Here is an 8994-nt window from a genome sequence, read left to right as displayed (position 1 = left end):
AGGCCCGCCTGCCCAAACTCGCCAAGATGTTCCAGCTGATCGAGGAATGGACCTCCACCCTGCCCAAATGGCAGGTCCTGGCACAGCTGAACGCGTACAGCATTCCGTGCGGGCCGGTCCTGTCCCCCAAAGAGATCATCGAGGACGCCTCGCTCGCCGCCAACGACATGATCGTCAACGTCGGGCATCCCCAGCGCGGGACGTTCACCACGGTCGGCAACCCCCTCAAACTCTCCGACTCCCCCACCACCATCACCACCCCACCCCTCCTGGGCCAGCACAACGAAGACATCTACATCGGCGAACTCGGGCTGTCCCGAGCCGAGTTGCCGCTGCTCAAGGAGCAAGGCGTCATCTGACCGACTCGACTCGACCGGAGTGAGGGAGCCCCGCATGTCGACTTCAGCAGCTCGAACCGCGACCGTCACCGAACGGCTCGTGGAAGCCAACCGTGCCTACGCCGCCGCCTTCACCGACCCCGGGATGGACGCCCGCCCCGTCCTGCACGTCGCCGTCGTGGCATGCATGGACGCCCGCCTCGACCTGCACGCCGCGCTCGGTCTGGAGCTCGGCGACTGCCACACCATCCGCAACGCCGGGGGTGTCGTCACCGACGACACGATCCGTTCCCTGACGATCAGCCAGCGGGCCCTCGGTACACGCAGCGTGGTGCTCATCCACCACACCGGCTGCGGTCTTCAGACCCTGACCGAGGAATTCCGGCACGAGCTGGAGCTGGAGGTGGGCCAGCGTCCCGCGTGGGCCGTGGAAGCCTTCCGCGACGTCGACCAGGACGTACGGCAGTCCATGCAGCGAGTGCGCACGTCGCCGTTCCTGCCGCACACCGACGACGTGCGCGGCTTCGTCTTCGACGTCACGACAGGGCTGCTGCGGGAGATCGTTCCGAACCCCTGAGTCGTGGCCACCTTCCCATGCAGAATACTGTATGCAATCATCGTCAAGCAGTGGAACATCAGCCACGCCCGAGGGGGTCGCCCCGTGTCGTACCGCACCACTCTTTCCGAAGTCCTGGCCGGCGTCGTCGCACCGGTCGCCGAAGCGACCGCCGTGCGGGGCCGGTTCCCTCGCGGCGCCGTGACGGCCCTGGGCCGTGCGGGGCTGCTGGGGCTCACGGTCTCCACCGAGTTCGGCGGCGGGGGACGGGGGTTGCCGGCAGCCGTCGACGTGGTCGCGCGGACCGCGCGCGTCTGCCCGGCGACGGCGGCCGTGCTCCAGTCCCACTACACCGCCGTCGCTGTCATCGAGGCACACGGCGGCCCCTGGCTACGCGCCGAGATCGCCGCCGGACGCCATCTCACCAGCCTCGCCCTCGCAGAGTCGGAGGAGAAAGAGGGAGACGAAGACGGAGAGGAGCTCCTCGTGCCGCGCTCCGTGGCCGCCCGTTCCGGTGAGGTGGTAGCCCTGCGGGGCCGTAAACAACGGGTTGTCGCTGCGGGAGAGGCCGACCTCTACGTCTGGTCCTCCCGCCCCCTCGCCGCCCCCGACGGGCTGACGCTCTGGGCGGTTCCGGCACACGCCCCGGACCTGTTCGTCCCCGCGCGCCCCGGCACCGCCGGACCCTGCGGCAGCTCGACGTCCACGGTGTTCGCCGACCCGGTGCTGGTCCCCGCGGAGGCGATGCTCGGCACGGACGGGAGCGGACTCGACATCGTGCTGCGCACGGTGCTGCCGTGGCTGCTCGAACTGCGGGCCGCAGCCGAGCCCCGCCGCCCACCGGTCCTGGACCCGGTCCTCGACCCAGTCCCCGACGTAGGGAGCGCCCGCCGCCCGGCCGGCTCCCTCGCCGCGTCCTGAACCGTGCCCGGGGAGACGTCAGTCCTGGCTCACCCTGGCCGCGATCTGCCTGCGGTAGAAGTCGGTCGTACGCTCGGTGTGCTTGCGCATGACCTCACCCGCCAGGTCCGCGTCGCCCTTGGCGATGGCCCGGATGAGCTGGGTGTGTTCGTTCCAGGCCTCCTTGCCGCGGGGTTTGGCGATGGGCGTGTAGTACCAGCGGACCTTCTGCCCGACCTGGGCGATCAGTTCGGCCAGTACGGCGTTGTCGGCGACGACGGTGATGAAGTCGTGCAGCGCGGTGTTCGCGGAGACCAGCCGCTCGACGTCACCGTCGGCGAGGGCGGCGATACCTTCCAGCTGGAGTTCGTCGAGACGCGTGATGTCCGCGGGCTTCGCGTTCTTGGCGGCGAGCTGGGCCGAATAGGTCTCCAGGACCGCCCGGACACCGAGGAGTTGGGCGGCTTCCTCCTCGGTGGGGGAGTGGACGAAGGCTCCCTGTGCGGGCCGCAGGTCCACCCAGCCGGCGGTCTGGAGCCGCTGGAGGGCCTCGCGCACCGGCTGACGGCTGACGCCGAGGTGTTCGGCGAGCTCGGCCTCGACCAGGTGCTGGCCGGGCTTGAGGCTGCCGTTGATGATCAGCTCGGTGAGGGCGTCGTACACGGCCTGACGCAGCGGTGCCGGGCGGGTGACGCGCCGGGACGCAGCGGCCGTGAGTGCCTCGCGCATGGTTGTCCCGTTCTGCCGCCAGGTGAAGCGGGGCGGCGGTTTTGCCAGGAGGGGCCTGCCGGAGGTTGCCGACGGCCGCGTCAGCATACAGGTTTTGGTATGCAACATGGCGTGGCTCACCGTCGGCTCGGGCCTGTTCCGTGTGCATGGCGCCGCACCCTCCGGTTCCACCACCCTCCGGTTCCACCACCCTGCGGTGGGGTTGTGTATACAGAAGTCTGTATGGAGTATGGTGCGAGTCTCCTGCATCCCTCGCCGGGGACCCGCGTGACGGAAGGCGAAGCGATCATGACGACCAGCGGGAGTGACGTGACGGTCGAGAGCGTGGTCCGGAGGGTGGTGGCCCGGCACCGGGGTGAGCGCGGTGCGCTGCTGCCCGTACTGCACGCCGTCCAGGCCGAGTTGGGCCATGTGCCGCAGGAGGCCGTGCCGGTGCTCGCCGAGGAGCTCAACCTCTCCCGGGCGGACGTCCACGGAGTGGTGACCTTCTATCACGACTTCCGCCGCGAGCCCGCCGGTCGCACCCTCGTGCGCATCTGCCGCGCCGAGGCCTGCCAGGCCCTGGGCGCCGACCAACTGATCGGCTTCGCGCGCGAGTCCGGACTCGCCCTGGGGGAGACCGCGGCGGACGGCTCGGTCACCGTCGAGCAGGTCTTCTGCCTCGGCAACTGCGCACTCGGACCCTCCGTCGAGGCGAACGGACGGCTCTATGGACGGGTCGGCCCGGCCCGGCTGGGCTCGATCCTCAACGGGACGGTTTCCTCATGAACACCTCCTCGCACCCCACAGCCACCGTCTACGTCCCCCGCGACTCCGCCGCCAGGTCCGTCGGCGCCGACGAGGTTGCGCAGGCCCTCCAACGTGCCGCCCACAGCGCGGACTTCGCCCTGGACGTCGTACGCAATGGGTCGCGCGGCCTGCTCTGGCTGGAGCCCCTGGTCGAGGTGGTGACCGCCCGAGGACGCGTCGGATACGGCCCGGTCGCCCCCGAGGACGTCGACGGACTCCTCGCCGCCGGCATGCTCGACGGCGCCGACCATCCGCTCCGGCTCGGCATCGTCGACGAGCTGCCCTGGCTGGCGAGCCAGAACCGTGTCACCTTCGCCCGGGTCGGCGTGACCGACCCCCTGTCCGCCGAGGACTACGAGGCGCACGGCGGCCTCGCGGGACTGCGCGCGGCCCTCGAACTCGCCCCCGCGGACGTGGTCGCCGAGGTCACCGCGTCCGGACTGCGCGGCCGCGGCGGCGCCGGATTCCCGGCCGGCATCAAGTGGAAGACCGTGCTGGAGTGCGCCGACGAGCTGAAGTTCGTCTGCTGCAACGCGGACGAGGGTGACAGCGGGACCTTCGCCGACCGCATGGTCATGGAGGGCGACCCGTTCATGCTCATCGAGGGCATGACCATCGCCGCCCACGCGGTGGGAGCGAGCGAGGGCTACGTATACATCCGATCGGAGTATCCGGACGCGGTGGCCACGATGCGCAGGGCGATCGGGATCGCGCGCGAGCACGGCTGGCTCGGCAGGAACATCCTCGGCTCCGCCCTCGACTTCGACCTGCATGTCCGCGTCGGCGCAGGCGCGTACATCTGCGGCGAGGAGACCTCCATGCTGGAGAGCCTGGAGGGCAAGCGCGGCATGGTCCGCGCGAAACCGCCGATCCCGGCGATCGAGGGCCTGTTCGGCAGACCGACCGTGGTGAACAACGTCCTCACCCTCGCCACCGTCCCCGTGGTCATGGCCGAGGGTGCGAAGGCGTACCAGGAACTCGGCGTCGAACGCTCCCGAGGCACCCAGGTGTTCCAGCTCGGCGGCAACATCGCCCGCGGCGGCATCGTGGAGACCGCCTTCGGCATCACCCTGCGCGAGCTCGTCGAGGAGTACGGCGGCGGGACTCGCTCCGGACGCCCGGTGCGTACCGTGCAGGTCGGCGGCCCGCTGGGGGCGTACCTCCCGGAGTCGATGTTCGACCTGCCCATGGACTACGAGGCGTTCGCGGCCGCCGGTGCGATGGTCGGCCACGGCGGAGTGGTCGTCTTCGACGACAGCGTCGACATGGCGGCCCAGGCCCGCTTCGCGATGGAGTTCTGCGCCGAGGAGTCCTGCGGCAAGTGCACACCGTGCCGGGTCGGCGCGGTGCGCGGCGTCGAGGTGATCGACAAGATCGTCGCCGGCACCCACCGGGACGAGAACCTCGCCCTGCTCGAAGACCTCTGCGACCTGATGACCGAGGGTTCGCTGTGCGCGATGGGCGGGCTGACCCCGTTGCCCGTCCGCAGCGCCCTCACCCACTTCCCCGACGACTTCCTCGGCGGCCGTCGGCTGCTGGAGATCCGCCCCGTACAACCGACGGAGGGCACGGCATGAGCCTGCTCAAGGAACCCGATTTCGGAACCCCTGAACGCCCGGGGCCGGCAACGGTCTCCGTGGAGGTGGACGGCCTGCCGGTGACCGTCCCCGAGGGCACCTCGGTGATGCGCGCGGCGGCCCAAGCGGGCGTGGACATACCCAAGTTGTGCGCCACCGACAGCCTGGAGGCGTTCGGCTCCTGCCGGTTGTGCGTGGTCGAGATCGACGGGCGACGCGGCACCCCGGCCTCCTGCACCACCCCGTGCGCCGACGGCATGAAGGTGAGCACCCAGACACCCAAGGTGGCCAAGCTCCGCCAGGGCGTCATGGAGCTCTACATCTCCGACCATCCCCTGGACTGCCTCACCTGCCCGGCCAACGGGGACTGCGAACTCCAGGACATGGCAGGGGTGGTGGGCCTCAGGCAGGTCCGCTACGGCTACGAGGGCGCCAACCATCTCGACGCCGAGAAGGACACCTCCAACCCGTACTTCGACTTCGACCCGTCCAAGTGCATCGCCTGCTCCCGCTGCGTCCGCGCCTGCGGAGAGGTCCAGGGCACCTTCGCCCTCACCATCGAGGGGCGGGGCTTCGACTCCAAGGTCTCGGCGGGTGCGGGGGAGTCCTTCATGGACTCCGAGTGCGTCTCCTGCGGCGCCTGCGTCCAGGCCTGCCCGACCTCCACGCTCCAGGAGCGCTCGGTCGTCGAACTCGGCATGCCCACCAGGTCGGTGGTGACCACCTGCGCGTACTGCGGTGTCGGCTGCTCCTTCAAGGCCGAACTGCGCGGCGACGAACTCGTGCGCATGGTGCCGTACAAGGACGGCGGCGCCAACGAGGGCCACTCCTGCGTGAAGGGCCGCTTCGCCTTCGGCTACGCCACCCACCCCGACCGCGTGCTCAAGCCCATGGTCCGCGACCGGATCACCGACCCCTGGCGCGAGGTCGGGTGGGACGAGGCGATCGGCACGGTCGCCCGCCGGATGCGCGAACTCCAGGACCGCTACGGAACAGGCTCCGTCGGCGCCATCACCTCCTCACGCTGCACCAACGAAGAGGTCTACGCCGTACAGAAGATGGTCCGCGCGGCCTTCGGCAACAACAACGTCGACACCTGTGCCCGGGTCTGCCACTCCCCGACGGGATACGGCCTCAAGCAGACCTTCGGCGAGTCGGCCGGCACCCAGGACTTCCGCTCGGTCGCCGAGGCCGACGTCATCATGGTGATCGGCGCCAACCCCACCGACGGGCACCCCGTGTTCGCGTCCCGCATGAAGCGACGGCTGCGCGAGGGCGCCGAGTTGATCGTCGTCGACCCGCGCCGCATCGACCTCGTACGCTCCCCGCACATCGAGGCCCGGCACCACCTCCAGCTGAGGCCCAGCACCAACGTCGCCGTCGTCAACGCCATGGCCCATGTCGTCGTCACCGAGGGCCTCACAGACAGGGATTTCGTGGCCGCCCGCTGCGAAGGCTTCGACGAGTGGGCCGAGTTCATCGCCCGACCGGAGAACAGCCCGGAGGCCGTCGAGGAGATCACCGGTGTGCCGGCCGCCGAACTCCGCGCCGCCGCAAGGCTGTACGCCGAGGCCCCCAACGGAGCCATCTACTACGGCCTCGGCGTCACCGAGCACAGCCAGGGCTCGACCATGGTCATGGGAATGGCCAACCTCGCGATGGCGTGCGGCAACATCGGCCGCGACGGCGTCGGCGTGAACCCGCTGCGCGGCCAGAACAACGTGCAGGGCTCCTGCGACATGGGTTCCTTCCCCCACGAACTCCCCGGCTACCGGCACGTCTCCGACGACGCGGTCCGTACCGTCTTCGAGAACCTCTGGGGCGGAACCCTCCTCGCCGAACCGGGACTTCGCATCCCCAACATGTTCGACGCGGCCATCGACGGCACCTTCCGCGGCCTGTTCGTCCACGGCGAGGACATCGCCCAGTCCGATCCCAACCTGGGGCACGTCACCGCCGCTCTCGAAGCCATGGAACTCGTCGTCGTCCAGGACCTGTTCCTCAACGAGACGGCCAAGTTCGCCCACGTCTTCCTGCCCGGCGCGTCCTTCCTGGAGAAGGACGGCACCTTCACCAACGCCGAGCGCCGCATCAACCGGGTGCGCGCGGTGATGAAACCGAAGACCGGCAAGCACGAGTGGCAGATCGTCAGCGAGATCGCCACCGCCATGGGCTACGCGATGTCCTACGACCACCCCGGCCAGATCATGGACGAGATCGCCTCGGTCACCCCGACGTTCGCCGGGGTCTCCTTCGACCTCATCGACAAGCTCGGCAGCGTCCAGTGGCCGTGCAACGAGGAGGCGCCCGAGGGCACGCCCGTCATGCACGTGGACGAATTCGTGCGCGGCAAGGGCAGGTTCGTCGTCACCTCCTACGTGCCGACCAGCGAACGCAGCACCCGGCGCTTCCCCCTGGTCCTCACCACGGGCCGCATCCTCAGCCAGTACAACGTCGGCGCCCAGACCCGCCGTACCGGCAACGTCGCCTGGCACCCCGAGGACGTACTGGAACTGCACCCGCACGACGCCGAGGACCGCGGCATCAACGACGGTGACATGGTCACCCTGGCCAGCCGTGTCGGGCAGACCACCCTGCGGGCGGAGATCTCCGACCGCATGCCGGCCGGGGTCGTGTACACGACGTTCCACCACCCCGTGACCGGCGCCAACGTGGTGACCACCGAGAACTCCGACTGGGCGACCAACTGCCCCGAGTACAAGGTGACCGCCGTACAGGTGGCACTCGCCCGCCCGGACCGGTCGCGCGAGGCCGAGACCACCGGGAACGACCTCGTGACGGCGGTGGACTGAGATGACAGCGACCGTGCCGTCGGAGTGCAGGATGGCCAACGACATCGCCAGGAACCTCGGACATCTGCCGGGGGAGGAGGCCGCCGAGGCGATCGCGGGCCACATCGGCAGGTTCTGGGACCCGCGTATGCGCACCCGGCTCCACGAGTTCGTCGACACCGGACTGGAGGGGATCGACCCCCTGGTGGTGGCCGCGGTGAAGCTCCTGCGCTGACCTGTTCGGTGCCCTCCCTGTACATCACTCCACACTGCATACAGTATGGAGTCAGTGGTCCGGTGGACTGACCCGATGGTCAGGGAGGAGCCGTTCATGCTGTTCCGGCAGCTCGAATACTTCGTGGCGGTGGCGAGGGAACGGCACTTCGCCCGGGCGGCGGAAGCCTGCTACGTCTCCCAGCCCGCCCTCTCCGCGGCCATCGCCAAGCTGGAGCGGGAACTGAACGTCACCCTGATCAACCGCGGCCACAACTACCAGGGCCTCACCCCCGAGGGCGAGCGGCTCGTGGTGTGGGCCAAGCGGATCCTCGCCGAACAGGACGCCTTCAAGGCCGAGGTGGCCGCCGTGCAGTCCGGCATCACCGGCACCCTCCGCCTGGGCACCGACCCCACCGCGTCCACGACCCTCGCCCTCCCCGTGGCCGCCTTCTGCGCGGCACACCCGCTGGCCAAGGTCCAGGTCCGCTCCCGGCTGTCGACGAAGGAGCTCCACCGTCAACTGCGGGACTACGAACTCGACGTGGCGATCGCCCACTTCGACCCGGACGACCAGGAGGGCCTCCAGGTCGTCCCCCTCTACCAGGAGAGATACATGCTCCTGGTCTCCGACGACCAGCTGGTGGCCCAGTCCACCACCGTGACCTGGGCGGACGCGGCCCAGCTGCCGCTCGCGCTGCTGACCCCCGACATGCGGATCCGCCAGATCGTCGACACCGTGTTCGCGGAGAAGGGGTACGTGGTGACCCCCCAGGTCGAGACGGACTCGATCGCCTCCCTCTACGCGCACGTGGGCGGCGGCGGCTGGGCGAGCATCGTGCCGCACACCTGGCTGCGCGCCATGCCGGTGGTCGGCCGCACCCGGGCACTGCCGCTGGTCGACCCCGAGGCCGGTGCCCAGGTCTCGGTGGCCATCCACGCGGCGACCCCCGGCTCGGTCGCCGCCCGGGCGTTCGTCAACGCGGCGACGGGCCTGTCCCTGGACGACTTCTTCGCCCGGCCGCTCCCGGCGGGGCACGGCATGCGCTGAGCCTTTCGGCGGCTGAGGTGCGGGCGCCGTCAGGCAGACATCTGCTGAC

Annotated in this window: 9 protein-coding genes; 8 read left to right on the top strand and 1 reads right to left on the bottom strand. The window is 69.9% G+C overall.

From position 1 onward, the window contains the following. The 3 genes from ACFYZ8_RS42115 to ACFYZ8_RS42105 all read left to right on the top strand — a co-directional run. The coding region (locus tag ACFYZ8_RS42115) for a CoA transferase (RefSeq protein ID WP_388532157.1) at positions 1 to 359 on the top strand (359 nt) is incomplete at its 5' end. A gap of 34 nt (positions 360 to 393) precedes the next feature. After that, a complete protein-coding gene (locus tag ACFYZ8_RS42110; RefSeq protein ID WP_359029727.1) occupies positions 394 to 915 on the top strand; it encodes a carbonic anhydrase in 522 nt (173 codons plus the stop codon). An 84-nt stretch (positions 916 to 999) separates the two neighbouring features. After that, positions 1000 to 1815, top strand: a complete 816-nt coding sequence (locus tag ACFYZ8_RS42105; RefSeq protein WP_388532159.1) for an acyl-CoA dehydrogenase family protein — start codon at positions 1000 to 1002, stop codon at positions 1813 to 1815. 18 nt (positions 1816 to 1833) lie between these two features. On the opposite strand, the gene ACFYZ8_RS42100 is transcribed toward ACFYZ8_RS42105, so the two are convergent. After that, positions 1834 to 2523 carry a GntR family transcriptional regulator gene (locus ACFYZ8_RS42100; protein ID WP_359029729.1) on the bottom strand — a complete coding sequence of 230 codons (690 nt, stop codon included), beginning with the start codon at positions 2521 to 2523 and terminating at the stop codon, positions 1834 to 1836. 288 nt (positions 2524 to 2811) lie between these two features. On the opposite strand from ACFYZ8_RS42100, the gene ACFYZ8_RS42095 reads away from it, so the two are divergent. The 5 genes from ACFYZ8_RS42095 (at position 2812) to ACFYZ8_RS42075 (ending at position 8945) form a co-directional block, all read left to right on the top strand. Next, the gene (locus ACFYZ8_RS42095) at positions 2812 to 3291 is read left to right on the top strand and encodes an NAD(P)H-dependent oxidoreductase subunit E (protein WP_388532161.1); all 480 of its coding nucleotides are present in this window, start codon (positions 2812 to 2814) and stop codon (positions 3289 to 3291) included. Next, the gene (locus tag ACFYZ8_RS42090) at positions 3288 to 4889 is read left to right on the top strand and encodes a formate dehydrogenase beta subunit (protein WP_388532163.1); all 1602 of its coding nucleotides are present in this window, start codon (positions 3288 to 3290) and stop codon (positions 4887 to 4889) included. The genes ACFYZ8_RS42095 and ACFYZ8_RS42090 overlap by 4 nt, the downstream gene beginning before the upstream one ends. Beyond that, positions 4886 to 7702, top strand: a complete 2817-nt coding sequence (fdhF, locus tag ACFYZ8_RS42085; RefSeq protein ID WP_388532165.1) for a formate dehydrogenase subunit alpha — start codon at positions 4886 to 4888, stop codon at positions 7700 to 7702. Before ACFYZ8_RS42090 ends, fdhF begins: the two co-directional genes overlap by 4 nt. 31 nt (positions 7703 to 7733) lie before the next feature. Then, on the top strand, positions 7734 to 7916 hold the full coding sequence (locus tag ACFYZ8_RS42080; protein WP_359029734.1) for a formate dehydrogenase subunit delta: 183 nt from the start codon (positions 7734 to 7736) through the stop codon (positions 7914 to 7916). Between the two features lie 96 nt (positions 7917 to 8012). Next, positions 8013 to 8945, top strand: a complete 933-nt coding sequence (locus tag ACFYZ8_RS42075) for a LysR family transcriptional regulator (RefSeq protein WP_359029735.1) — start codon at positions 8013 to 8015, stop codon at positions 8943 to 8945. Positions 8946 to 8994 lie beyond the last annotated feature (49 nt).

The organism is Streptomyces sp. NPDC001668, from assembly GCF_042893155.1.
GTDB lineage: Bacteria > Actinomycetota > Actinomycetes > Streptomycetales > Streptomycetaceae > Streptomyces.
The sequence above is the reverse complement of the archived record's forward strand: the minus strand, read 5'-3'. Positions and strand labels throughout refer to the sequence as shown.